23 protein-coding genes and 2 pseudogenes are annotated in these 25274 nt (G+C 40.1%); 16 read left to right on the top strand and 9 right to left on the bottom strand.

The genetic code is table 11. The features are described from left to right. Window positions 1-11: 11 nt before the first annotated feature. From ACO1QW_RS15335 to ACO1QW_RS15325, 3 genes are all read right to left on the bottom strand, one after another. Entirely contained in the window at window positions 12-653 is a 642-nt protein-coding gene (locus tag ACO1QW_RS15335; RefSeq protein ID WP_486259998.1) for a hypothetical protein, read from the bottom strand. Window positions 654-659: 6 nt separating this feature from the next. Next, a complete protein-coding gene (locus ACO1QW_RS15330; RefSeq protein WP_486259996.1) occupies window positions 660-1232 on the bottom strand; it encodes a hypothetical protein in 573 nt (190 codons plus the stop codon). Window positions 1233-1553: 321 nt separating this feature from the next. Beyond that, window positions 1554-2465, bottom strand: coding sequence for a pYEATS domain-containing protein (locus ACO1QW_RS15325; RefSeq protein ID WP_486259995.1), 912 nt, complete (start codon window positions 2463-2465; stop codon window positions 1554-1556). Between the two features lie 109 nt (window positions 2466-2574). On the opposite strand from ACO1QW_RS15325, the pseudogene ACO1QW_RS15320 reads away from it, so the two are divergent. The 7 genes and pseudogenes from ACO1QW_RS15320 (at window position 2575) to ACO1QW_RS15290 (ending at window position 12479) form a co-directional block, all read left to right on the top strand. Continuing rightward, window positions 2575-4125: pseudogene (locus tag ACO1QW_RS15320) on the top strand (type I restriction-modification system subunit M). Between the two features lie 38 nt (window positions 4126-4163). Beyond that, window positions 4164-5411: a restriction endonuclease subunit S gene (locus tag ACO1QW_RS15315; protein WP_486259994.1), complete on the top strand. Its 1248-nt coding sequence runs from the start codon at window positions 4164-4166 to the stop codon at window positions 5409-5411. A 146-nt stretch (window positions 5412-5557) separates the two neighbouring features. After that, window positions 5558-5875, top strand: coding sequence for a hypothetical protein (locus tag ACO1QW_RS15310; RefSeq protein ID WP_486259992.1), 318 nt, complete (start codon window positions 5558-5560; stop codon window positions 5873-5875). A gap of 10 nt (window positions 5876-5885) precedes the next feature. Then, window positions 5886-6986 carry a hypothetical protein gene (locus tag ACO1QW_RS15305; RefSeq protein ID WP_486259990.1) on the top strand — a complete coding sequence of 367 codons (1101 nt, stop codon included), beginning with the start codon at window positions 5886-5888 and terminating at the stop codon, window positions 6984-6986. Window positions 6987-7435: 449 nt separating this feature from the next. Continuing rightward, complete coding sequence (locus ACO1QW_RS15300; RefSeq protein ID WP_486259988.1) at window positions 7436-9151, top strand: hypothetical protein; 1716 nt, start codon at window positions 7436-7438, stop codon at window positions 9149-9151. Window positions 9152-9216: 65 nt separating this feature from the next. After that, window positions 9217-9773: pseudogene (locus ACO1QW_RS15295) on the top strand (type I restriction endonuclease); the annotation flags it as partial. Then, entirely contained in the window at window positions 9750-12479 is a 2730-nt protein-coding gene (locus tag ACO1QW_RS15290; RefSeq protein ID WP_486260174.1) for a type I restriction endonuclease subunit R, read from the top strand. The pseudogene ACO1QW_RS15295 and the gene ACO1QW_RS15290, both read left to right, overlap by 24 nt. A gap of 413 nt (window positions 12480-12892) precedes the next feature. Here ACO1QW_RS15290 and ACO1QW_RS15285 read toward each other — a convergent pair whose 3' ends face one another. Continuing rightward, window positions 12893-13105, bottom strand: coding sequence for a helix-turn-helix domain-containing protein (locus ACO1QW_RS15285; protein WP_486259986.1), 213 nt, complete (start codon window positions 13103-13105; stop codon window positions 12893-12895). A 456-nt stretch (window positions 13106-13561) separates the two neighbouring features. On the opposite strand from ACO1QW_RS15285, the gene ACO1QW_RS15280 reads away from it, so the two are divergent. After that, a complete protein-coding gene (locus ACO1QW_RS15280) occupies window positions 13562-14200 on the top strand; it encodes a DUF6266 family protein (protein WP_486259985.1) in 639 nt (212 codons plus the stop codon). Window positions 14201-14377: 177 nt separating this feature from the next. On the opposite strand, the gene ACO1QW_RS15275 is transcribed toward ACO1QW_RS15280, so the two are convergent. Beyond that, a complete protein-coding gene (locus tag ACO1QW_RS15275) occupies window positions 14378-14500 on the bottom strand; it encodes a hypothetical protein (RefSeq protein WP_486259983.1) in 123 nt (40 codons plus the stop codon). Between ACO1QW_RS15275 and ACO1QW_RS15270 the strand changes: the two genes are divergently transcribed. The 6 genes from ACO1QW_RS15270 (at window position 14499) to ACO1QW_RS15245 (ending at window position 19661) form a co-directional block, all read left to right on the top strand. Continuing rightward, window positions 14499-15725 (top strand): sensor histidine kinase, encoded by a 1227-nt coding sequence (locus tag ACO1QW_RS15270; RefSeq protein ID WP_486259981.1) that lies wholly within the window; start codon window positions 14499-14501, stop codon window positions 15723-15725. The two genes, ACO1QW_RS15275 and ACO1QW_RS15270, sit on opposite strands and share 2 nt — an antisense overlap. Beyond that, entirely contained in the window at window positions 15722-16321 is a 600-nt protein-coding gene (locus ACO1QW_RS15265; protein ID WP_486259979.1) for a response regulator, read from the top strand. The genes ACO1QW_RS15270 and ACO1QW_RS15265 overlap by 4 nt, the downstream gene beginning before the upstream one ends. 204 nt (window positions 16322-16525) lie before the next feature. Continuing rightward, entirely contained in the window at window positions 16526-17200 is a 675-nt protein-coding gene (locus ACO1QW_RS15260; protein WP_486259977.1) for a hypothetical protein, read from the top strand. A gap of 77 nt (window positions 17201-17277) precedes the next feature. Then, the gene (locus ACO1QW_RS15255; RefSeq protein ID WP_486259976.1) at window positions 17278-17655 is read left to right on the top strand and encodes a YccF domain-containing protein; all 378 of its coding nucleotides are present in this window, start codon (window positions 17278-17280) and stop codon (window positions 17653-17655) included. A gap of 128 nt (window positions 17656-17783) precedes the next feature. Next, a complete protein-coding gene (locus ACO1QW_RS15250) occupies window positions 17784-18620 on the top strand; it encodes an oxidoreductase (protein ID WP_486259974.1) in 837 nt (278 codons plus the stop codon). Window positions 18621-18893: 273 nt separating this feature from the next. Then, entirely contained in the window at window positions 18894-19661 is a 768-nt protein-coding gene (locus ACO1QW_RS15245; protein WP_486259972.1) for a tetratricopeptide repeat protein, read from the top strand. 75 nt (window positions 19662-19736) lie between these two features. Here the strand turns inward: ACO1QW_RS15245 and ACO1QW_RS15240 are convergent, their stop codons facing one another. Continuing rightward, window positions 19737-20576: a sulfite exporter TauE/SafE family protein gene (locus tag ACO1QW_RS15240; RefSeq protein WP_486259970.1), complete on the bottom strand. Its 840-nt coding sequence runs from the start codon at window positions 20574-20576 to the stop codon at window positions 19737-19739. A gap of 218 nt (window positions 20577-20794) precedes the next feature. On the opposite strand from ACO1QW_RS15240, the gene ACO1QW_RS15235 reads away from it, so the two are divergent. Next, a complete protein-coding gene (locus ACO1QW_RS15235; RefSeq protein ID WP_486259968.1) occupies window positions 20795-22507 on the top strand; it encodes a hypothetical protein in 1713 nt (570 codons plus the stop codon). Window positions 22508-22625: 118 nt separating this feature from the next. Next, a complete protein-coding gene (locus ACO1QW_RS15230) occupies window positions 22626-23120 on the top strand; it encodes a COG3650 family protein (protein ID WP_486259966.1) in 495 nt (164 codons plus the stop codon). Between the two features lie 68 nt (window positions 23121-23188). On the opposite strand, the gene ACO1QW_RS15225 is transcribed toward ACO1QW_RS15230, so the two are convergent. From ACO1QW_RS15225 to ACO1QW_RS15215, 3 genes are all read right to left on the bottom strand, one after another. Continuing rightward, window positions 23189-23599, bottom strand: a complete 411-nt coding sequence (locus ACO1QW_RS15225; protein ID WP_486259964.1) for an SWIB/MDM2 domain-containing protein — start codon at window positions 23597-23599, stop codon at window positions 23189-23191. 160 nt (window positions 23600-23759) lie between these two features. Further along, window positions 23760-24608, bottom strand: coding sequence for a fructosamine kinase family protein (locus ACO1QW_RS15220; RefSeq protein ID WP_486259962.1), 849 nt, complete (start codon window positions 24606-24608; stop codon window positions 23760-23762). A 172-nt stretch (window positions 24609-24780) separates the two neighbouring features. Then, window positions 24781-25239 carry a hypothetical protein gene (locus ACO1QW_RS15215; protein ID WP_486259961.1) on the bottom strand — a complete coding sequence of 153 codons (459 nt, stop codon included), beginning with the start codon at window positions 25237-25239 and terminating at the stop codon, window positions 24781-24783. Between the last annotated feature and the right edge of the window lie 35 nt (window positions 25240-25274).

The raw sequence follows: 25274 nt of genomic DNA, 5'->3' as shown, positions 1-25274 counted from the left end.
AAATGAAACAACTACAACTGCGCTGAGTATTTCCGGTCCTGGTTGTGGCATAGTATTCCTATTGTAAGCAAAATATACAAAACGTAGTTTGAAATGGAATTAAAGATGCTGTATATCTTTTTTGCTGTTGCTGCCTCTTGCGATAGCAGGTAGTTGTAAATTCCATTAATACCAAGCGTGCCCGAAAAATAAATAAAGAAGGCAAGTGTGATCCAGAAAACAGGCAATTGATAAATTGCTGTATTCTCTAACGGAACAATGGAGAAAAAGGACACAATGCACCAGGTAATAATCAGCAAGCCTTCAATATTTGCATTAATGCTGGGAAAAAACGAAAACCCTTGCACATACAACGAAACAAACAGTGAGGTTAAACAAAATAAAGCCAGCGATACCCGCATTATTTTCTTCACTGTTCCGTTTGTAACCCATCGTTTCAACATAAGTGTAATAAAGATGTATTCAATAATGATGAAAAAGTGATAAAGAAAATAATAGCTGTTTGTTTCTTTACCAATCACCTCTACCGCAACTTCAGTTATAATTGAAAAAGAAAGCAATGCCACCAGGAGCTTTACATAAGTATATTGTAAATAAAAGCAACCGGTGGCAAAGCAAACCAACATCAAAAAATAATAGATGTAAACCAACATTCCATCTTATTTTTTTGCTAACGCATTAAATAGCGTTTCCATAAATTGACGCAAAGTTTGAGGTGCTAATGGCTGCTGCGATAACGATTTTAATGGAGCGGGCCCTTCTTCTTCTTCACCATTTCCTCTCTCTTCATAAAAAGGATCGCCGTCGTCATGAATATATGCGTCTTTTTTGTCTGCAGCATCCAGCACGATTTCTTTTTTTATTGGTTGGTGACTTTCGTCTAAGCCCTCCAGTACAAAACTAACTTTTCCATCCCCATCTGGCATGGCCTGCCAAATACGAATCGCCTCGCATTTTTCCTGGCTCAGGATACGAAAAATGGAGGCCTTGCTGAAGGTAACACACAGCAACTTGCTGAAAATAGTTGGATCTTTTGCCGCTTCTAGTCTGAACCTTTCAACCATTGCAAGATATGCTTCCAAAGTGGTTGGCATTCCAGCCGATTGTTCAGTGCCGGTTGTATTTTCTTTACTATGTGGCATATCATAGCGGGTGTCTTTTGGTGTTTTTTCCATGCTGTTGGAATGTTTATCCCAGTGATATGCCTTTACTGTCATTTTTTCTCTAGCCATAATAAATGATTTTGGGTTTAAGTGATTATTATCCGTCAATATCAACATTAAATACAACAACCAGCACGGGGTTTTTCCCGTATTCAACTTCCTCTTCTACCCTTTTCAATGTTTTGCTAACTGTACATCTTTACATCATCACCTAAATCAGTATTGTAATTCCATCCGGCCGTTGTTAACCTTCCACCAACAACTTATGAAGTTCAGCACTTGCCCCTCACAAAGAGGGGCTTTTTTTTGGCCGCTGATATACGCAAAGAAACACAGCTCGGTAAAGCTATCCAGCAGTATGAATTACTTAAAAACTGTAGATGAAATCTGTTAACGGCTTTTGAATGGTTCAGGAGCATTTGGCTCTTGCGACAAATCTAATTCCAGGAATGTTTCACCAAAATCAGCATCAGCACCTACAGTAAAGGCACCCCATGCAGTAAAACTGTATTCGGCAATTCCGTTAATTACATAAATTTTTACGTTGGGCTGAGGAAAGGTCGGATGCAAATGAAACAGTACATAATCAGTTAAGGGAGCAGATGCTGTATTGAGGCTTTCAACCTTCAGTGTTACACGCACCCACTCACTTTTATCAATGGACTTAAATGATGCTGACATTTTCCTGTTCCTTACACTTGCTAAACCGCCCCACAATCCTTTTTGCGGGTCTTCTTCTACGTTCGCATCTTTTGTCTCTTCTTCAAAACCGTCATTAACCTTAAGGTTTACTTTTCGTAAAGTTGGTTTAGCTACGGCTTCACGTTGCGCATCGGCATTTACTTTTTCAAGTTCAAGGTTTTGAGCCTTCTTTTCTTTCTCTGAGAGTGTTGCTGTAATACCGTCTTTGTTGATGGTAAATGATAATATCCTGGGTAAAAGCAACAACAACAACAGCATTCCGAATATTAGAAGGAAATAAAAAAAAGCAGTATCCAAACGCTCTTTAAGCGTTCCATACGTCGGCGTTGGTTTTACTGCTTTCACCGGAGAAGTATGTGTTACTTTTTTAGAACTGTAATAAGCTGTATCGGATCCTTTTTTATAAACAGTATCGGTAATGGTTATAGCTGTCGAGTCTTTGGCTGACCCATCTTTTCCATATGTTGTTTCAGCTTCTAAGGAGGGAACAAGAACGTAGCCTAATAAAACAAGAAACAATATAGAACCCAGTACACTCAATAACACAATCAAATTTTTGCCGGATTCTTCTTTTTGCTGATTATTTTTTGTTGTACCCATAATAATTGTTTTTTGCAAAAACAAAATATTCAATCTCGATCATCTTCCTACCCGTATTTTTCCCGTTTCACAAAAGTTCTTTTCCTAACTTCCATTTTTTTCTTAAACTATGGCCAAAGCAAAAAAGACCGAACAACAGGAGCCTCTCGAAAAACAACTTTGGAAAGCAGCCGATAAACTCCGCAAGAATATTGATGCAGCCGAATACAAACACATTGCACTCGGCCTTATCTTTCTTAAATACATCAGCGATTCGTTTGAAGAAATGTTTGAGAAGCTCGCAGCAGGCAAAGGCGATTATGCCGGTGCCGATCCTGAAGACCGTGATGAGTACCGTGCCGAAAATGTATTCTTTGTACCACCATCGGCACGCTGGAAATATTTACAAAGCCGTGCAAAACTTCCTGAAATAGGCAAAGATGTAGATGAAGCAATGGATGCCATTGAACGTGATAATCCATCGCTCAAAGGGGTGTTACCTAAAGTATATGCACGACAAAATTTAGACCCTGCAAGCCTTGGCGGATTGATTGATCTTGTAAGCAATATTGCATTGGGCGATGCAAAATCAAGAAGTGCCGATGTACTCGGTCATGTGTTTGAATATTTCCTCGGCGAGTTTGCATTGGCCGAAGGAAAAAAAGGCGGACAGTTCTATACACCACGCAGTGTGGTTGAACTGTTGGTTGAAATGCTGCAACCCTACAAGGGTCGTGTGTTCGATCCCTGTTGCGGCAGTGGTGGTATGTTTGTGCAAAGCGAAAAGTTTGTATTGCAACGCCAGGGTAAACTCAACGATATTTCTATTTACGGACAAGAGAGTAACCAAACCACCTGGCGATTGGCGAAGATGAACCTGGCCATACGTGGCATTGACAGCAGCCAGGTAAAATGGAACAGCGAAGGAAGTTTTTTAAACGATGCGCATAAAGATGTAAAGGCCGATTTTATTATTGCCAACCCGCCCTTTAATGTAAGCGACTGGAGTGGCGAACTGTTGCGTAACGATGCACGCTGACAATACGGTGTGCCGCCTGCAGGCAATGCCAACTTTGGGTGGCTGCAACATTTTATTTATCACCTTGCACCTAACGGACGTGCAGGTGTGGTATTGGCCAAAGGTTCGCTCACCTCTAAAACAAGTGGCGAAGGCGACATACGCAAAGCATTGGTGGAAGCAGGCTTGATTGAATGTATTGTAAACCTGCCTGCCAAACTGTTTTTAAATACACAGATACCTGCCTGTTTATGGTTTATGAAACGTAGTCCCTCCCCTAAAGACAAGCCTAAGCAAATTCTTTTCATTGATGCACGCAAACTCGGCCACTTAATTAACCGCCGCACTTTAGAATTTACTACCGAAGACATCAATCAAATTGCAGATACCTATCATCGTTGGAAAAACATCCCCGAAGGGAGGCCTAAGGTCCCGAACGAAGCTTCGGGAGAGTTTGGGGTGGGTTATTCTGACATACCCGGCTTCTGCGCCTCTGCCTCCATTACCAAAGTAAAAGAACTCGATTATGTATTAACCCCCGGCCGTTATGTGGGCCTGCCCGATGATGAAGATGAGTTTGATTTTACTGAACGCTTTAGTAAACTGCAAACTGAACTCGAAGCACAACTGAAAGAAGAAGATGCGTTGAATAAATTGATATAGGAGAATTTGAGAAAGATAATTCACATAAACGAATAACAATGAGTGTTTGGACTGAGACTGAAATAGGACAAATACCTGTTGATTGGGAATTAATAAAAGTCGACACTGTACTGCAAGACAAGGGTATTTCTGTTGGTGTTATGTATCCTGGAGCAGATACTCCGAATGGTATCCCATTAATAAGAGCAGGTGACATAAAAAAAGGAAAAATTGATTCTAATATAAATTATAGAATAAGTAAGGAGACCAATGCCCTTCATAAAAGAACAGTTCTACAAGGAGGAGAACTGTTTGTTGTATTAGTAGGTGACCCTGGGGTTTCAGTAGTTGTCACTTCAGATTTCGAAGGATGGAATGTTGCAAGAGCTATTGGCGTACTAAGATTAAAAAATAAAAATGAAGGTAAATACATTTCGTATAGCTTTCGACATCCGGGAGTACGTCATAATATCTTAGCATCATGTAATACAACAGTCCAAGCAACTCTTAATTTAAAAGAGTTAAAAGAAATTTCAATCCCCTGGCCTGAAAAAAAAATCAGAAATAGCATCACGACGATACTCAGCAGTTTAGACGATAAAATCGATTTGCTCCAACGCCAAAACGCAACGCTGGAAGCGATGGCCGAAACATTATTCAAGCAGTGGTTTGTAGAAGAGGTGAACGAAGAATGGGAAGAAGTGAAGCTGGGAGATTTTATTTCTCTTAAACACGGATATGCGTTTAAAGGAGAACACATAGTTAGTGAGCCAACAAAATATATTCTCGTAACTCCAGGCAATTTCAAAATTGGCGTCGGATTTAAATCCGAAAAGTTTAAATACTGCTTATCAAATGAGATTCCAGCTAATTATACTTTTAAAGAAGGAGATTTAGTGGTTACTATGACTGACTTAAGTGTTGATGGAAACACATTAGGTTACCCTGCAATTATTCCAATAAGTTATTCTGGAGAAACATATTTACATAATCAACGTGTGGGAAAAGTTGAATTTAAAAAGCAGCTAGGCAAATACTTTCTTTACAATCTGATGAAAACAGAAGATTATCAGTGGTATATTTTAAGCGGTGCATCTGGAACATCAATAAGGCATACTTCACCTAGTTCAATCAGTTCCTATACATTCAAGTTACCGCCAGGTGAGATTATACTAAAGTTTGAAAATTACGTTTTATCTCTACAAGAAAAATTAGCAAAAAATAAACTACAAATCCGCACCCTCACCACCCTTCGTGATGTGTTGTTACCGAAGTTGATGAGTGGGGAGGTAAGGGTGGTTGTCTGAACCGAGGATTTACAGGATGAAGGAATGGGTAGGATGTTTTTTTTCGTTTAATTACGTTTAGTGGAAAAGCCCATACAAAAACGGGATTTTTCACGGGTACAGGTTAATTTCTCTCCATTAGTTTAGCGGTAATAAATAAATCTATTATGCCGCAACACACCATTAGTTTTTCATTTACTGTAGAAGGTACTGTTACAGATGTTCTTGCATATGCCAACGGAATTCAAATTCCTAAATGGCAGTCAGGCGGGAAATTTGTAGGAGGATTTTCCAACGCCTTAATAGACGACGGAACCCCCATCGTTGTTGATTTTTACATTTTCGGGCTAAATGGCACAGATTATCAAATAACAACACAATTCAGCGATAACGGTGTAACTGAACCCGGCTCTCAACCAAGCCCGATTCCAGGTACTATCTCATCAAACATGCAGGCGCACAAACAAGTAATTTATACTGCTTAAAAAATCTCTCATGAAAAAAGATACAATCCTTTTAATGTTGCTTTCAATTTTTTTTTCAACTAAAATAAGTGCACAGGATTATTTTGAAGATGCTTCAGGAAGTGGTTTTCCTATAATCCTAAATCCAACGGGAGGTAATTTTAATATAAGGCTTACGCCTAAAGACAATAGTTTAAAGGTGAATTTCTTTAAGTTTTTTTCTTATAAACCAATCTACAAATCAAAAGAGTCTTATGAAACCGACACATTATTTGTCACTGAAGGTTTTAAACTACCCCCTCCCCCTGGAAATAAACCGAAGTTACCTGTTGCAATTTATTCCAAGGGTTTTGGGCTTTCAATAAAAGGCAAAACAGAACAAAACCTGGGCAGCCTTTTTTCAGAAGGAACTTTTTCCCCCGGCACTGTTTTAGGTGGTTATTTCGCAACAAGAAAAATAAGCATAGGCAATGGTGATGATAACATCACGAAAATTGACAACTGGTTATTTTCAGCTCAATATGCAGCATCTTCTTTACGACTTTTTGATGCCACCCGTCCTTTCGATGATATGAAAATTGATACAGCCTTTAATGGCTTTTCAGCAAGCATTGCTTTTTTCCAGGCTTTGTCAACTGGTCAGAAAAAAAATAACAATCTTATATGGGGAGGGTCGCTGGAGTTCGCAATAAAAAACAATTATTCAACACTGAAGACTTATGAAATAAAAGATTACGAGGTTCAAATCACCGACCCGCAAAGTGGTAACACGAGAACCGTTCAAATTTCGGATGAAGACGGATATGGCTATAGCAAAAACAACTATGCCGTAAAAAAGTATTTAACATTCAGGCCACATATAAATTATATCCCTGCCTTTTTGAATTATAGAGTTGGTGTGATATTTTATCCATCGTATGTGATTGTAGAAAACAGCAAACCAAGAACAAATTTTGAACTTGCCTTTCATGTACTTGAAAAAGGTTCACCTGTATTATCAAATCTAGCAGTTTACTTTTCGCTGAATGATGTTTTTAACGGGAGGGATATAACAGACAAAACATTTACACAGAGATCATTTGGTGTAGGTATCGGAGCATCCTTTAATATGTTTACTGGCAAACAAAAATAAACCAAGTCATATTTATTTATAACCATTAACTATCTTTCTCAGCAATGTCTACCACTGATCTAAAGTTTAAATGTTGCACAAATCCAAATGGGGACGTTGTGCAGTATGTAAATATAAAGGTAAACAAACGCAATGTCTCTTTCAGGGGGCATTGTTGAGAAATCATAGCCCAGGTACTAAAAATACTCCTTTAGGGGTATTGCAAACAGGTTTTTATTTGGATAGATTTAGATACCCGGAATTCATTTAATCACCAAAACCACTTAACTGTATGACCTTTCTTTGCGTTGTCCCCAGCGGCTGAAATTGCTGTTTAAATCTCTTTTGCTTTCATTTACCCCGCTCAACAACGTTATATAGTTGTCGGCAGATGCAGGCTATAACTCACTCGCCTTTAATCTTAGATGCCATTCAGGCAAATTAGATATTCTCCTTTAAAACTCATCACTATGTTACATAACAAAGCAAGCTTGGCCATCCTGCTTATTTTGACATCTTTTTTCTTTGAAAGCTGTAAAAAGAAAACTGAAGAAAACATCTTTAATGAAAACAGTATAAAATTTATAGCTGCTAAAACAAGTGTAAAAACTTATGAGATTGTAAGGCTGAGCACAACAGGAGCAGTTGTTGCTGAATACAGCGCACAATTTGGGTCGGAACATGTTTCAATTGTTAAAACGTCTGACACTTCATATTCCTTTATTATCCCTGATGTATCAAATGGAACATACTATTTAAAATTTGATTCTTCTTCCATTAAGTTCAATGTATCGAAGACGATCGAAGGCAACCCAGATCAATTAGTTGATGATGTTTTAAAGGAATTTGATTCATATATTTTGGGTTTAAGCTATGCAACTATTGTCGATACACCATTCGTTGAAAGTTTAAACCTCAGCAAGATAGATATAATGGATATGTTTAATTCACTAACGGCAGATGAAAGAAAAATAATGACACTCTTTTATGAGGCAAATAAAGAGATGTTTAATTCTCTGCATTACAATCTTGGAACAGGGCTTAACGGAAGAATCATATCGTACCCTGAGAAAATATCTGAGTGTAATTCTAACTCAACCAAATACGAACATGGTATTTGTAAGGCCTCTTTTTTTGTGGGAGCGATAAAACCTTTAATCAAGGAAATTGGTGACGCTTTAATAACCTTGCCGGCCGGAAAATGGAAGATCCCGTTTTTAACAGCTACTTATCTTCATTTAGTTCATGGGAAATACATTAATGAACTAAGAAGAACATTGGGTATATACTTCAGTGCTAAATGGATATTTAGCGAAGAGTTATTTGAAAATATTAACCGCTATTACTGGGACGAAAGGTTTGAGGATTTGAACCTTGAAGCTGGATTTCGCACCATGCACCCTGAAAAAGACGGGTCAAATAAGGAGTTACAGGAGTTTTTCGAAATATTTGAACGATTAAAAACCATTTTTGATTATCTACCAGCTTTAGGAGGTCTTCCCGAGTACCGTAACGACTACGAAGCTATTACCCTGTTAAATAATTTACCAAACAGAGATATTATCATAAATATCACTGACAACAAAGAAAATGTTAAGCTCTTAGATATTGATGGTGAAAGTGTAAAATTTAATTCTGTAACGGATAAAATAGAAACTTTTGTTTATTCCATTCAGGTTAAATTGGAAGGGTTTGCTTATTCTACAAGCGTAGTAGGAACAGTAACTCCTGCGCCACTCGATACTCCTGCTATACTTGTTTCGCACGGAGCATGGTCGGTGTATGAAGGAAATGACGGGCAAGGACATGATTTTGGAATTACCTACAAAAAAACCACTCCGTTCGTAAGTGGAAATTGTTCACTTTCAATCTCTACAACCCAACGGCTAGAAGCGGTTTCAGCCAGTTTTTCTGCTGACGGCACTGGTTCATATACCTACAAAGATTTTTATAAACGTGAAAGGGCCGACTTAAATACATGTTCAATAACAGAAATAGATGAATCGCTACACGCTACCATTAAAATGAAATGGGAATATCTTGCCGCTTCAAAGTCAATCAAAATTATTCCTTTAGAGAGAGGCACTGATTTGGAACCTGGTAAATCCTATTATTTTACGTTTGTGGATTTTAAGAAAACGGAAATGGAATTAACCAATGGCCCTTGGCAGTATAAGTTTAAATAAAAACCAGATAATCTTTCTTTCAGCCGTTAGCAAAACCTAACGGCTTTTTTTTATTTTTAAACTCCATGAGCCACATTTCTGAAAACCACATTGAGCTGCTAACCATCCAACGCCTTGAACAATTAGGTTATTCGTACATCTATGGCCCTGCTATTGCACCGGATAGTGATACACCTGAACGGGAAAGTTTTGAGCAGGTGCTCTTAACCGCTAGACTGCAAAAAGCTGTACAAAAGATCAACCATTCGTTGCCTTCTACAGCACATACAGAAGCCATTCGTGAAATGCAACGCATTGCATCGCCGGAGTTACTGGCCGATAATGAAACCTTTCACCGTTATCTTACCGAAGGTATCCCGGTGAACAAACGTGTTGATGGCGATGATCGTGGCGACCGTGTTTGGCTCATCGATTTCAACAATCCGCACAACAACGAATTTGTAGTAGCCAACCAGTTTACCATCATTGAAAACAGCCATAACAAACGACCTGATGTAATTCTGTTTGTAAACGGCATTCCGTAATGGAACTCAAAAATGCAGCTGATGAAAATGCAACCATTAAATCGGCCTATCAGCAGGTCGATACCTACAAGGCCATGATCCCTTCCTTGTTTGTGTACAATGCGTTCAATATAATTTCGGACGGGCTGGAAGCAAAGGCTGGTTCTGTTTCGGCTGGGCTTAGCAGTTATATGGCATGGAAAACGGCCGATGGTAGAGCAGAAGCATCGCACCTCGTAAGTCAATTGGAAACATTGATTGCAGGTATGCTCAATAAAGAAACGCTGCTTGATATTATCACGCATTTTATTGTATTTGAAAAATCGAAGAAGGAGGATACAGCAACTGGTATTACAACTATCAGCACTGTAAAAAAGCTAGCGGCTTATCATCAATACTATGCAGTGAACCGTGCGGTAGAGAGTACACTAAGAGCTTCGGGTTTTACCGAACCCACCCCTAACCCCTCCCAAGAGAGGAATACGTTCCATAACAACCTTACCGTTCAAGAATCACCTGAAAGTTATGGCCTACCTGCTGTAAAGCACCAACCTGTTGGCGATCGTAAAGGCGGTGTGGTATGGCATACACAGGGTAGCGGTAAATCACTGTCGATGGTGTTTTATACAGGCAAGATTGTTTTGGCTATGCATAACCCAACAGTGTTGGTAATCACAGACCGAAACGATCTTGATGATCAGTTGTTCGATACGTTTGCAGCATCCAAACAATTACTACGTCAGGAACCTGTGCAGGCAGAAAATAGTTTTCACTTAAAAGAATTATTGAAAGTGGCAAGCGGTGGTGTGGTGTTTACCACCATTCAGAAATTTCAACCCGATGAAGGAAATGTGTATGAAACACTATCGGAGCGTAATAACATTATTGTGATTGCTGATGAAGCACACCGCACTCAATATGGTTTTAAAGCAAAAACAGTTGATGAAAAAGATAAAGCAGGGAATGTAACCGGGAAGAAAATTGTGTATGGCTTTGCCAAATACCTGCGTGATGCATTACCCAATGCAACCTATCTTGGCTTTACAGGTACACCTATTGAAAACACTGATGTCAATACACCGGCCGTATTCGGTAACTATGTGGATGTATATGATATTGCACAAGCGGTGGAAGATGGTGCAACGGTGCGTATTTATTACGAAAGCCGCTTGGCCAAGGTAAGTTTAAGTGAAGAAGGAAAGGAACTCGTAAAAGAAGTAGATGATGAACTGGACAAGGAAGAATTAACTACTACACAAAAAGCAAAAGCAAAGTGGACACAGTTAGAAGCACTGGTGGGAAGTGAAAAACGAATTAAAAATATTGCTAAAGATATTGTTACACATTTTGAGCAACGGCAACAAGTGTTTGAAGGCAAGGCGATGATTGTCACCATGAGTCGACGTATTGCGGCTGAATTGTATGCAGCCATCATTGCATTAAAATCTGAATGGCATCATAAGGATTTAAACAAGGGTGTATTGAAAGTAGTGATGACATCGGCATCAAGTGACGGTGCTGCTATTTCAAAACATCATACATCAAAAGATCAACGTCGCTTGCTGGCCGAACGGATGAAAGATCCAGAGGATGAATTAAAACTCGTGATCGTAAGAGATATGTGGCTTACGGGTTTCGATGCACCAAGCATGCATACCTTGTACATTGATAAACCAATGAAAGGCCATAACCTCATGCAGGCCATTGCAAGGGTAAACCGAGTGTATAAAGACAAACCTGGTGGTTTAATTGTCGATTATCTCGGTATTGCTTCTGATTTAAAGAAAGCGCTCTCCTTTTATTCTGATGCAGGTGGCAAAGGCGATCCAACTATTCTGCAGGAGCAGGCAGTGGAACTGATGCTGGAAAAACTGGAAGTGGTATCGCAAATGTTTGATGCTTCGCCACCAAACGGAAAGAATTTTGCATATGAAGATTATTTTGATGCAGATACATCACGCAAACTATCACTCATACTTGCAGCAGAAGAACATATACTTGGTTTAGATGATGGCAAGAAACGATTTATCAATGAAGTAACCGCTTTATCAAAAGCATTTGCCATTGCTATACCACATGATACGGCAATGGATGTAAAAGATGAAGTATCATTTTTCCAGGCTGTAAAAGCAAGGCTTGCAAAGTTTGACGGTTCAGGTACAGGACGAACAGATGAAGAAATTGAAACAACTATTCGACAAGTGATTGATCAGGCGTTGGTATCAGATAAAGTAATTGATGTGTTCGATGCAGCAGGCATCAAGAAGCCGGATATTTCCATTTTATCAGAAGAGTTTTTGCTTGAGTTAAAAGGCATGGAGCACAAGAACATTGCCATGGAAGTATTACGCAAATTGCTGAATGATGAATTGAAATCACGCATTAAAAAGAACCTTGTAAAAAGTAAAACACTCATGGAGATGCTGGAGAACAGCATTAAAAAATACCATAATAAAATTCTTACCGCAGCAGAGGTAATTGATGAACTCATCAAGCTTGGGAAAGATATTACCGACATGGACAAGGAAGCCGCAGAATTGGGAATGACGGATTATGAATATGCTATTTATACTGCAGCTGCCAATAACGACAGTGCAAAAGAGTTAATGACTAAAGATAAACTCCGTGAACTAGCTGTAGTATTGTACGAACGTGTAAGAGAAAATGCATCTATCGACTGGACGATCAAAGAAAGTGTAAAAGCAAAACTGAAAGTAATTGTAAAAAGAACACTACGCCAATATGGTTATCCACCTGATATGCAACAACTGGCAACTGACACGGTATTGAAACAAGCGGAAATGATAGCTGCGGAAATGAATTAAGTAACTAATCTTAACTATTACTTAAAAAACAAAAAACGATTGCCCCGCATTCTCCAAGCTCACTACTTAACCAAAGTGTTTGCCAGGTTGCGAAGCAATCGTTCGATAAATCTATACAACGATGCAGTGCTAAGATGTAACAGGAAGAGAATATAGAAAACCGTTAAAACACCCTTTGTTGAAAATGGTTAATGGTTAGTTGTTAGTTGTTAGTTGTTAATGGTTAATGAGCAATTGACAATCCTTCAAGACGCCCAGGACCAATTGGCAATTGGCAATAGGCAAATCTTTAACTTCAAACGATCGTCAATCACTTAGAACTGCAGAACACAAAATTATAAACTACCGACTACCGGCTACCAACTCAGAACTCCAGAACTTCAAACTAGCAATTAACAACTAACCATTAACAACTACCTTCTCCGGTACTTCTCCAGCTGTGCTTCCACTAAATTCTTCGGGTAATAAATTTTGCCGCCTACCTGTACAAATGGGATGATGCCATTCTTTCGCCAGGTGGCCAGGGTGCGTGTGCTGATGTGGAAGAGTTGCAGGATATCCTGCTTATCGTACATGGGTTCATCCAGTGTAATGGATGGCATGTGGGTTTGATCGTGTTTTTCCATGCAAGTAGTTTGGTGTATAGCAATCAGGTAAAATAAGAAGCCGGTTTTGTTTTTGCAAGTGTTGCAACACGGTAAATGGTACTGTTGCACAGAAAATTTATAAACGGGTCAATACAGCCATAACTGCTTTATGCCTGGGGCTTGTTCGCACCCGCTTCGTGTTTTCTTCGTGTTTTGTTCGGAGTTATCCGAACAAAACACGAACATGATCCGAAGAAGGTCCGAAGAAAACACGAAGACGACCCTTACTAACGGTGGGCCACAGGTGAAAAGCAGAACAAGGCAACACAAAGCAACACGATGCAACAACATGCAACTGCAGGCAAACGATAACGGGCATATACCAAAACAGCAGCTAACGAAGTTTCAATAATGGCAGCAGCCTTGTTCCGTTAGCGCTGCGGATAGAGGATGTTGCCACAAACACTAATTCCAAACCTTAAAAAAACAACCCTCATGGCCATCATGAACAAAGGGATCTTAGGACCCATCAGTGGTACCGTTGGTACCGTAATTGGCGGTAGCTGGAAAGGCATCAGCTACGTACGCAGCCAAAGCACAAGTCGCCGCACCAGCTTTACACAACCGCAACTGGAACAGCAGGCGAAGTTTTCAACCACCATGAAATTTCTGCAACCAATGACGGGGCTGCTCTCAACCAGCTTTCGTGAATTTGCTGTGGAAATGACGGGCTTTAACAATGCCATGCGTTACACACTGAAGAATGCAATTGGCGGCGCTTACCCGGCTTACACAATCGACTATTCGTTGGCGTTAGTCAGTCGTGGTGATTTGCCCAATGCAGGTAACCCGTCTGCAGCGAGCACAGTGGCTGGTACTGTTAACTTCCAATGGACAGACAATACAGGCGTTGGTCGTGCACAAAGCACCGATGCGGCTATCCTGGTAGTGTATTGCCCTGCCCGCCAGCAATGTATTTACACCACTGCAGGTGCTGCCCGCAGTGCAGGTGCTGATGCATTTGTTGTAAGCAGTTTCAGCGGTGAGCAGGTGCACACGTTCGTCGGCTTTATTTCGACCGATGGACGGAATATTGCCAACAGCATTTACACAGGTGCACTAACGGTGCTGTAACAGTGCTTTTCCTGTGAACTTAAAAAGGCTGCCTTTGTGGGCAGCCTTTTGTGTGTAGTTTAACGTCATTGCGAAGCACGCCTGCCCGGCTTCGACGGGAAGCAATCTAATCTTATTGTAATAGATTGCTTCGCCAAACAACAAGGCTCGCAATGACGCTTCGGAGTTCCTCCCTCCCTAATAAAGCGGGCAATTATCCTGACTAAACAAATATTTGCCATCAATCGTTTTCTCTTTAATTTCAACCGCAGCAGAGAAAAAATCAACCAAACTAATACAATCGGTACCTGATCGAAACATGTTACGTAAGTTTTACTATACCATTGCCGGCACAGACAACAGGTTTTCATTTGAACAGCGCATTTTCAACCTCAGTAGTTTTGTGCTGGCTGTGTTTTCAATACAGGGTACCATCTTCAATTCGCTGCTGGGTTTGCACCCCGTTACCATTATGCTGGGTATAACGGGTGCCTTGCTTACGTTGTTTACCTTTTATCTTTCACGCTTTCGTAAAGTCTTTAACAATGCATTGCTCATTGGTTTTACCATTGCAACCATTGCTGTACTGGGGCCTTTGTTTTTTTACAATGGTGCCTCACTGGGGCCTACCATTTATTTAATGGTGATGATCCTTACCAGCCTGCTTCTTATTTCGCCACCGGGCATGCAGTTGTTTTTTTATATGATCTATGTGGCATCTATCATTGGTATGCTGGTGCTGGAGTATTATCATCCCAACTGGATTATACCCTATAGCACCAATGCACAGCGTATTGCCGATTATGCAATCTCCCTTTCTTATACGTTGTTTTTTACTGCACTGGTGATCTGGTTATTCCGCCGCAGTTACGACAGGGAGCAACGCACCATTACCCAGCAGAAAAAAGAACTGGAAACATTGTATGCCGATGCGCAGGAACGGAATGTGTATATCCAATCGCTGATACGTGAACTGCACCATCGTGTAAAAAATAATTTGCAGGTTGTATCGAGTTTAATGAGTCTTCAATCGAACAGGATTGAAGACATCAATGCAAAAAATGCATTGGAAGAAGGTAAAACAAGGGTGGATGCCATGGCCATGATTCACCAGAAATTATATGTTGATCATGACCTGGCGGCCGTTAATATGCAGCAATACCTGCAACAACTAACAACTTCGCTTGCAGGAAGCTTTGGCTTATCTTCTTCGTCAGTAGAAGCAACTGTTGAGTTACCAGATCCATCTATGAATCTCGACAGGGCTGTTTCAATAGGTTTGATTGTAAATGAACTGGTGACGAATGCCTGTAAACATGCATTTAAGAACACCACTGATCCAAAAATTTACATACAACTCCGGGAAGAGGATAACCAATTGCTGTTAACTGTTGCAGATAACGGCGTGGGTGTAAAAAACACCAAAGAACAGGGAAATAGCTTTGGCCTGAAACTGGTACGCATATTAGTGAACCAGCTTGATGCAACCATGCAGGTAAGTAATGAAAGCGGCACCTGTTACCGCATACAAATGAAAACAGAATGAGCACGACAAATAATATATTGATTGTAGAAGATGAACTCATTATTGCCAATGGCATTGCCGAGTTATTGGTTGATGAAGAATATGAAGTGATGGGTATTGCTAAATCGGCAGCAGAAGCATTAACACTGTGCAGGAAAACGGATGCGGCACCTGCTGTTGTGTTATGCGATATCAATATCAAGGGCGACATAAAGGGCACAGAACTGGCCTTGCAGCTGAAAGAAGAGTTTGATGCAGAAATTATTTTCTTAACGGCTTACAGCGATAGTAAAACGTTACAGCAGGCATTTGCTGCCGATCCCGTGATGTATTTGGTGAAACCATATAACGATACACAATTACTGGTGGCAGTGCAGATGGCCTTTCATAAATTTATTAAACGACAAACTGCACGTAACTATCCCAAGCTTGATCTTACCGACAGGGAAAAAGAAATTGCACGATTGATTGCTGAAGGTCTTACCTCAAAACAGGTAGCCCGTCAACTCTTTATTAGTATTGAAACGGTGAAAACACATCGTCGCCGAATGTTGCAGAAAAATAACATCAGCAACTTCCCTCATCTTGTTTATATCATGAACAAAGAAGCATTGTAATTCTTCATTTAAATCTTTTTCATGCAAAGGAAGAAAGCCGCAATCCTCAATACCGGGCGCCTCTTCACCTTATGCCCCTTTGCGTGAAACAATAACGAATTTCTTTTTAAGGTAAAAACCACATTGCTATTTCCAGCGGCAATGTTTATGTTTATGCCCGTAACAAATAAGCTTATTTTATAATTCAACCAAACCTTTACCTGTATGAGCAAAGCAGAACCCAATAATGGTTATGTGATTTCATTTTTAACCTTGCGCAAAGCAGTTGGTATTCTGGGCATGGCTTTACCCTTTGTGTTGTGGATCGGTTACCTGCTGTTTGAAAAAGGATGTAAGTTTCCTCCCAGCATCAGTCACTTTTATTATACGAATATGGGTAACCTGTTTGTGGGTGTGCTTTGTGCAGTGTCGCTCTTCCTGTTTGCATATAATGGTTATGATGAAAAAGATAAATGGAGTGCGAAGCTCGGTGGCTTGTTTGCAGCCTGTGTGGCCATGTTCCCTACCGATTATAATAGTTATGCTGCTGTTGATTGTTCACGCATGGCACGTGTTGAAAATGCATTCTTCAATACCATGCATTATGGTGCATCGGTATTGTTGTTTCTTACTTTCGCCTATTTCTCTTTATTTCTTTTTACACGCACAAAACAAACAGGTGATGTAAAAGGAAATAAACGCATCCGTAACCGGATCTATATTATTTGCGGTGTCGTTATTGTGGTGAGCATATCTGCGATCGCTCTCATTGGTATTATTCCTTCCTGGTATAGAGCTGTGGCCCATCTTAAACCAATTTTTGTATTGGAAACAATTGCGCTGCTGGCCTTTGGTTACTCCTGGCTCATTAAAGGTGAAACGTTTTTTAAAGATGAATGACAATGGCGTCATCACAATTGATAATGGAAAAGGAGCCGGAATTTATAGTAACCTTGCAGCCTTAACTTTATCATCATATGAATTTTCTCGGCAATCTTATCTGGCTCATTTTTGGTGGCTTCTTTGCAGCGCTTGGTTATTTCTTTGGCGGCATTGTATTGTGTCTTACCATCATTGGTATTCCTTTCGGTTTGCAATGTTTTAAACTCGCCGGCCTTGTGCTATGGCCTTTTGGTAAAAAAGTAACAAGCGATTCTTCCCAATCGGGCTGCTTTTCAGTTGTTGCTAATATCATCTGGATCATCGTGGGCGGTATTGAAGTAACCATCATTCATCTTGTGATGGGCGCCTTTCTCTACATCACGATTATTGGTATTCCCTGGGGCCGGCAGCATTTTAAACTTCTTGAAATTTCATTAATGCCATTTGGTAAAAGGGTGGTTGATGCGGACTAACTTTGCACTTCATTTAAATTTATTGGCATGAAATAATGATTAAAAATGAGCAGTCCAATTTAAACAACAAGGGAAGATCATTTTTAATACATTATACTATATGGCCAAAAAACAATAAAAATAATCATATGAAAAAAGTATGGCTTATCACCGGTTGTTCCACCGGTTTTGGAAGGGCGTTAGCAACAGAAGCTTTGGCGCAGGGTTATCGTGTTGCCGTTGCTGCACGTAAAACAGAAGATGTACAGGATATTGTTTCTGCTTATCCCGATACTGCTATTGCAGTGAAGCTGGATGTTACTGATGCAGAACAGATCAGGACAGCAGTTACTGCAACACTGGAAAAGTTTAAGCAAATCGATGTATTGGTAAACAATGCGGGCATTGGTTATTTTGCCGCCATTGAAGAAAGTGAAGAAGCTGAAGTGCGTCGCATGTTCGATATTAATTTCTTTGGTCTTGCACGTATGACGAATGAAGTATTACCACATATGCGCAGGCAAAAAAGTGGCCACATCCTCAACATTTCTTCAATTGGTGGTTTGCGTGCTTTCCCCGGCATCGGCTTTTACAATGCAAGCAAATTTGCAGTGGACGGGTTGAGCGAATCGCTGAGTAAAGAGGTAGCACCGTTGGGTATTAAAGTCACTATCATTGCTCCAAGTGGTTTCAGAACCGATTGGGCAGGCCGTTCTGCAAAAGATACGACGGTGAAAATTAATGACTATGCGGAAACAGCCGGACAAAATCAATCGACTATACGTGCATACAGTGGTAACCAGCCCGGCGATCCTGTGCGTGCTGCAAAAGCAATGATTGAGGTAACAGAAACAGAACATCCTCCTTTACGTTTGTTATTGGGAGCAGCAGCATTAAAAGGCGCACGTGCAAAAGTGGAAGAATTAAAACAGGATTTTGATACCTGGGCAACGGTAAGTGAAGGAGCCGATTTTCCCAAAGAATAATTGACCATATTTTTAGGAAAGAACCCATCCACCAAAGAGGATGGGTTCTTTTTTATCATTAATTCTTACTTGCATTATTCGCAAAACCATTTTCAATAAATTACCTGTAAACTATTTACACATGCAAAAAATATAATCCTGATTACAATCAGTTTTATCGCTTGCAAATAGTTGTACCTTCTGCTACTTTCCCATCAACCATATCTCCGGCTCTTCCAGACTGCTTTTTATTTCATACCCCGTTATTTCATTCCAACACAAAAACATTATTGTATGAAACAAGCATTCCACAAATGGGCAGCCGTCCTGTTCTTTTTACTACTCGCTTCTACCGGTATAGCTCAGAAAAAAACAATGACATGGACAACTTCTTCTAAAGAAGCAAAAGAATTTGCAACGAAAGGCGCCGATTATATGATGAACATTGAATTGGCACAGGCCTACACACAATTTGAAAGAGCACTGGAACTTGATCCTGACTTTACCATCGTGTTAGCCTGTATGGCAAACCTTAGTACCGGCGAAGCAAAGAAAAAATATATCGAACGTGCATTTGCCAGTGCTAAAAACAAAACAGCAGGAGAGCAACTGTTTGTAAAACTTGTAACACCGGAAAATAAACAGGCAGAAGATCAAAAAATATGGGCCGACTTGCATACCATGTTCCCGGATGGAGCTTTCATCGGATTTTATTATGTGCTTACACGGCCCACTCCTGCCGAACAATTAGTGGCTGCAGAAGAATATCTCAAACAATTTCCTGATGCTGCTCCTATTCATAACATACTCGGTTACCTGTACCTGCAGGAGAAGAAAGATAATGTTACAGCTAAAAAGCATTTTGAAAAATATGTAGAACTCTACCCTACCGGTTGCAATCCTTATGATTCATTTGGTGAGTACTATTTCATCACCGGTGATATGGATAATGCGGAAAAATATTATCGCCTGGCGTTGGAAAAATACCCCTTCAATAACAGCTCTATTGAAAAGCTGAACGAAATAAAAATGGCGAAATCAAAAGCAAAAGCAGATAAATGATTTGTAGCATAGCTGGCCTGTAAAATACCTTGTAGCTAATCTCCAAAGGCCCTGATCTCATGCAGGGCTTTTGTTTTAATTATTCCATGATAGAATAACATCTCTTCCCAGGCGAATGATAAGAATGCTGATCACGAAAAGAAAAATATAACGGATAAATACATTTCCTTTTAAGATGGCTGTTTTACTTCCAATATAAGCGCCCAGCATATTAAAGGCCATCATGGGCAATGCAATTTTAAACACAACTGCGCCATTCATTAAAAAGCCGATAAGCGAAGCCACATCGGCAATTGCATTTACAATCTTGGAGGAAGCAGATGCATGTAAGAAGTTTAAACCTGCCACGCTTACAAAGGCGAACACTAAAAGACTTCCTGTGCCCGGACCGATAAAGCCATTATAAAAACCAATTACTGCACCAATAGCCGCACATACAAGTAGAAATTTATTTCCACTGTATTTCACTGCATGTATATGTCCAAAATCTTTTTTGATAAACGTGTAAATGGCTAGCACAATAATGATGCACAATAAAAGCGGTTTAAATACTTCGGGCTTTATCAACTCCATTACAAAAGTTCCGCTGAACGATGCAATAGCTGCAGTGGTGCCGGTTGCAAGCACAACACTTGTATCAACGCCAATTGTTTTAATATATTGAAAAGCTGCAACGCTTGTGCCCGCCAGCGAAGCAAACCTGTTGCTGGCAATAACCTGCACATGCGATAGCTCGGGAAAGAGGATCATTAGCAAGGGAACCTGCACAAGACCACCTCCGCCAACAACAGCGTCGATAAAGCCGGCAAACAATGCACCGGTACAAACAAGAAGATAGATCCACCACTCCATTATGTTTGCAAAGTAAAGAAGAAAGAACTGATCACTTAAGATCAACATGAAGCTACTGCTCATTGGTTTTAAAGGACAGCCTACACTTACTATCACCATTCATCAACATTAAATGAAACAAGAAACTAAGTGAAAACATGTATTATTTTTTGCTAACGGCATCGCATGGTTGCAAACATTCACCCTAAGGGGGTATTGTGGCGCATATGCCACGCCGTTACTTTTGCCCCCGTTCCGGCACATGCCGGATTATTACCCAGTCAATCATCAAACCCGATTCTATGTATTACAAATCATGTATCCGCCTGGTTGCATTACTGCTATTCGCTGTATGTGGCAGTACTTCTTTAAAGGCGCAACGAAAAGAAGTTTCCGTTTCTCAATTTGATCCACGGTTTACTGTTAGTGTTCAACGTTACTGGTCTTCACTGGGTGGCAGTGAAGAATATTTCTTTTATGTACAGAACAACACCAGTGAAGAGTACAACTTTGTTATGAATGTAACTCTCAACCTTGCGTGTGTGGGCACAAAGAATTTCACCATTGGTGTAAACAAAATTGTAGCGCTGAAGCCAAATGGCCGTTTTACTCCGGAAAGTGATTGGTCGCACATTTATACAAGTGGTGCCGACAATTTTAAAAACTGTCGCCTTGCCGATGGTAATTCGTTTACGTTACTGCAGGGCATCAGCTACACTGTTAGCAATGTTGTTAACGTAACTCAACAAAAAGCGGCGGAAGAAAAAAAGAAAGCAGATGCAAAACTTGCAGCAGATAAGAAAGCGGCCGATGAAAAAAAGGAACGTGACGATAAAATAGCTGCCGATAAAAAAGCGGCGGACGATAAGAAACAGAAAGACGCACAGGCGAAAGCTGAAGAAGAGAAAAAACAAAAGGAAAAGGAAACAACAACTGGCGGCACGGTTTCAAAAGAAACTGAAACAGGAAACAGCAATACTGCTGGTTCAACTACAACAGGTGAATCGCCGGCGCAACAGCAATACAATGCGAAAGAAACAGCAAAACAACAGGAAGAAGCAAGGTTAAAAGCTGAGCAGGAAGCAAAAGATAAACGGCAAAGCGATTATGATGCATGGAAACAAAATGCAAATGAACAACGTCGCCAGGCTGAAGCAACTGCGGCTACTGCAAGTGTAAGTATTCTGTTTATCGTTGGTACCTGGATCTACAATGATAAGATGGGGCGTGTTAACCCCGACTTTGTATACAACAAGCCAACAAACAAAGGAAAGCTGAAACTGAACATGTCGGTTGAATGGGGTTACTCCATGAGTTATGCGCCTGTTTTGTTTGCAAGCGACAGAACAACTATGATTGGCGGTAACGATGTGTCTTCAAAATCACTGGAGAACAAACAGATTTATACACTCAACTTTGATGTGAATTTAAAAGTTGGTGCCGAGCACGATAATTTTGGCGGTTATGCATTTCTTGCACCTAAGGCTGGTTTTAGCCCCATATTCGACGGTTATCAATTATCATTACTCAATTACGGCGCAAGATTATATGCCGGCGCAAAAGGCATTAAAGCGTATGGTGAATACATGGCTGGTGAACGGGTGTTTTCTAAATCGGATAACGATGCGGAGGAACATGGTAAAGGAAAACTGGAAATGAATTTTGAAAAGCTCGAATACGGTGTACGTTTTACCACCAAACCAAATGCTGATTATAAACGCAGTCATATTTCGCTGGGCATGATCATGGAAAGATTGATACCGGGTGGTTTGGGAACCTATATTCATCCTGAAAACGGAGCAATGATCAACAATGGTAAATCGCCATGGATACAGGGTTATGCATTTCAATGGAAGAAAGATCACACGTTTAATTTCTATGCAAACTATTATCCTGAATATCTTGTTGCAGGAAATGTATCCTATACAAATGGTGCACCCAGTTCAGAATTAAAAAGCACACCTACGGGCAATTTCTTTGAATTAGGTTTTATCCGTTCAATTGATTTCTGGTAAACAATTTAAATCCCTTATACCTCTTTGTAGCCACATAGCTGCCCTCATGGGGCAGCTTTTTTTCGACATTGCATGGTCATGGTTTTGTTAACTTGCTTTCTCATTCAAAAAGTTAACCATGAAAAGAGTTTACAGTTTTGCGTTGCTTTTATTGTTGGTATCATGTAATTCAACTGACAGTTCAAGTGCTGAGCATCATGAGCATGATTCAACAGCAGATGATACAATGTCGGTAATAGATACCAGCAACACGCTCTCCCCTATTCCCGAAGGCTGGAAACAAAAGGCTGCAGCAGGTATTGATTTTATTGCAACAGGTAATGAGCCCTTTTGGAGCATTGAAATAGATGAAGAACAATTTATACGTTATACCACACCTGAAGGAGTTGAACTTACAACCGCACCCGTGAAAGCAATTAATGTAGACGCTGTTACAAAACTTTACAAAGCTGAAACAGATACGGGTAAACTTGAAATGCGGGTTATGAAGAAGGTTTGTATCAATGATATGTCGGGCGATAGTTTAGCGTATACTGTGCATCTCACAATCAAACTTAAAAAGGATGAAAAACCAAGAGAGCTTCATGGATGCGGTACATCATTGAAACCATAATCTTTGTGATACATAAAATAAAAAGAGGGCGTCAAATGACGCCCTCTTTATTTTCTTTGGCAAGAATATTATTTCAAATGCTTTGATAAATGTTTTGCCATATCAAACATTGATACCTGGCCTTTGCCACCAAATACAGGCTTCAGTTTAGCATCCGCATTGATCATGCGTTTGTTTTTAGCATCCTGTAATTTATTGGCTTTAATGTAAACCCAGATTTTCTTTACAGCTTCGGTGCGTGGCACTGGTTTGTTGCCAATTACTGCAGCGAGTTCTCCACTTGGAGTAAGCGCTTTCATGAACGCAGCATTAGGCTTACGTGCTGATTTCTTTTTAGCAGCTTTTTTAGGAGCGGCTTTCTTTGGTGCAGCTTTCTTAGGAGCAGCTTTCTTAGCAGCTTTTTTAGGAGCAGCTTTCTTAGGAGCGGCTTTCTTAGCAGCTTTTTTAGGAGCAGCTTTTTTTGCTTTTTTTGTTGCCATTTGTTTTAAGTTTTAGAATTTAAAATGGATAATAGTAATTATTAACAGAATGAATTTAGGATAAATTCTAATACCCAGCAAGGTTTATACACAACTCATTTTCAGAATGTGAATAAGAGGGGTTTTCATTGGGGAAATCCTCGTTTTTATGCGTGCATTTTTAAGCGCAAAATCTTGCTAAAATAGATGCTGATTGTGATACATAATGTCCGGCAAATAACACTGCATGCACTAATAACGGATATAGCTGCGTGAGCTGTAACCGTTGCTGCCAGCCACTTTCAAGCGAATAGTGATAATTATAAGCATCATAAAACGCACGATCAAATCCACCAAACAAAGCCGTCATACCAATATCCATTTCCCTGTGCCCATAGTAAACAGCAGGATCAATCAGCACCGGAAGCCCTTTTTCATTGGAGAAATGGTTACCTCCCCACAAATCGCCATGGAGAAAAGCATATTTTTCATTGGGAAAATACTGTGGCAGCATGGTATATAAACGTTCTGCATATTGCTGTTCCTTACTTCCGAACGCACCTGCATCACGCAATAATTTTACCAATGGCGCTATGCGATATTTGGCATAAAAGCTACACCAGTTATTGCTAAATGTGTTTATCTGCGGCAAACTGCCGATGTAATTATCAACTCCCCAACCTGCTTGCCCTGCAGTTTGCTGGTGCATTGCAGCAAGTGATTTTCCCAATGAAGAATAGTAATCAGCAGCAGGTGCGCCTCTTTCGATCCATTGCAATAAAAGATATTGCTGTCCATCGGCGACACCTGTTTTCAACACATTCGGCACAATGCAATCGCTGTTCTTTCTTAACGCAACCAGGCCATCTGCTTCCCGGTCAAACATGTTTTGATAAGCATCTGCATCATTTACTTTGAGAAAAAATACATCATGCTTATGCACTACTTTATAAGCTCGGTTAATATCGCCACCAGTTACTGCATGCAACTGTGCATCTTCAAATCCACATTGCTGTAATATGTTTTGCAAACCAATATTCACCAGTTTATTTATTATTGTTCTTTTCAGTATATGAAAATCGACAGGCATTTATTCCCATGGGCGGAAGAATGATCAGGACAAATTTAATTGCATAAAAATAAAGCCCTTCCGTTTGCACGGGAGGGCTTTTTAAACCACCACTTCTGAAACCACCTGTAAACTATAAATTCTTGTTTTTCCCTTTGCCTTTACCGCTGTTTCCTTTTGCTTTCACTACGCCGGTTTTATTGCCACCTGCGTTTCCGTTATTGTATTTGATTGACTTTTGTTTTCCGTTAGAGCCTTTGTATTTCGCATACTTTACTTTGTACGTAGCATGTTGTAAATAAGGTTTGGGCTCATTTACTACTACCTTATATCCGTTGTATAGATTGTACGTACGGTATTGCGATGGCAGCCCAGCCGAATAAACCCATTTACCATTATTGAGATAAATGAATTGTTTGCTCGGTACGTAATAATAGGTTTCAATATCGGGCATATAGTAATAATCTACATAATTGTAGCCGGATGGGCCCCATGCAGGTTGTAATCCGATATTGACATTCAGCTGGGCATCTGCTTTTTCAGTCATCATAAAGCTGCTGATAAGAAGCATAGCAAATAATATCTTCTTCATGTGCTCTTTTTTATTTTTTTATTTGGCCACATAGT

This window comes from Lacibacter sp., from assembly GCF_057361365.1.
The sequence above is the reverse complement of the archived record's forward strand: the minus strand, read 5'-3'. Positions and strand labels throughout refer to the sequence as shown.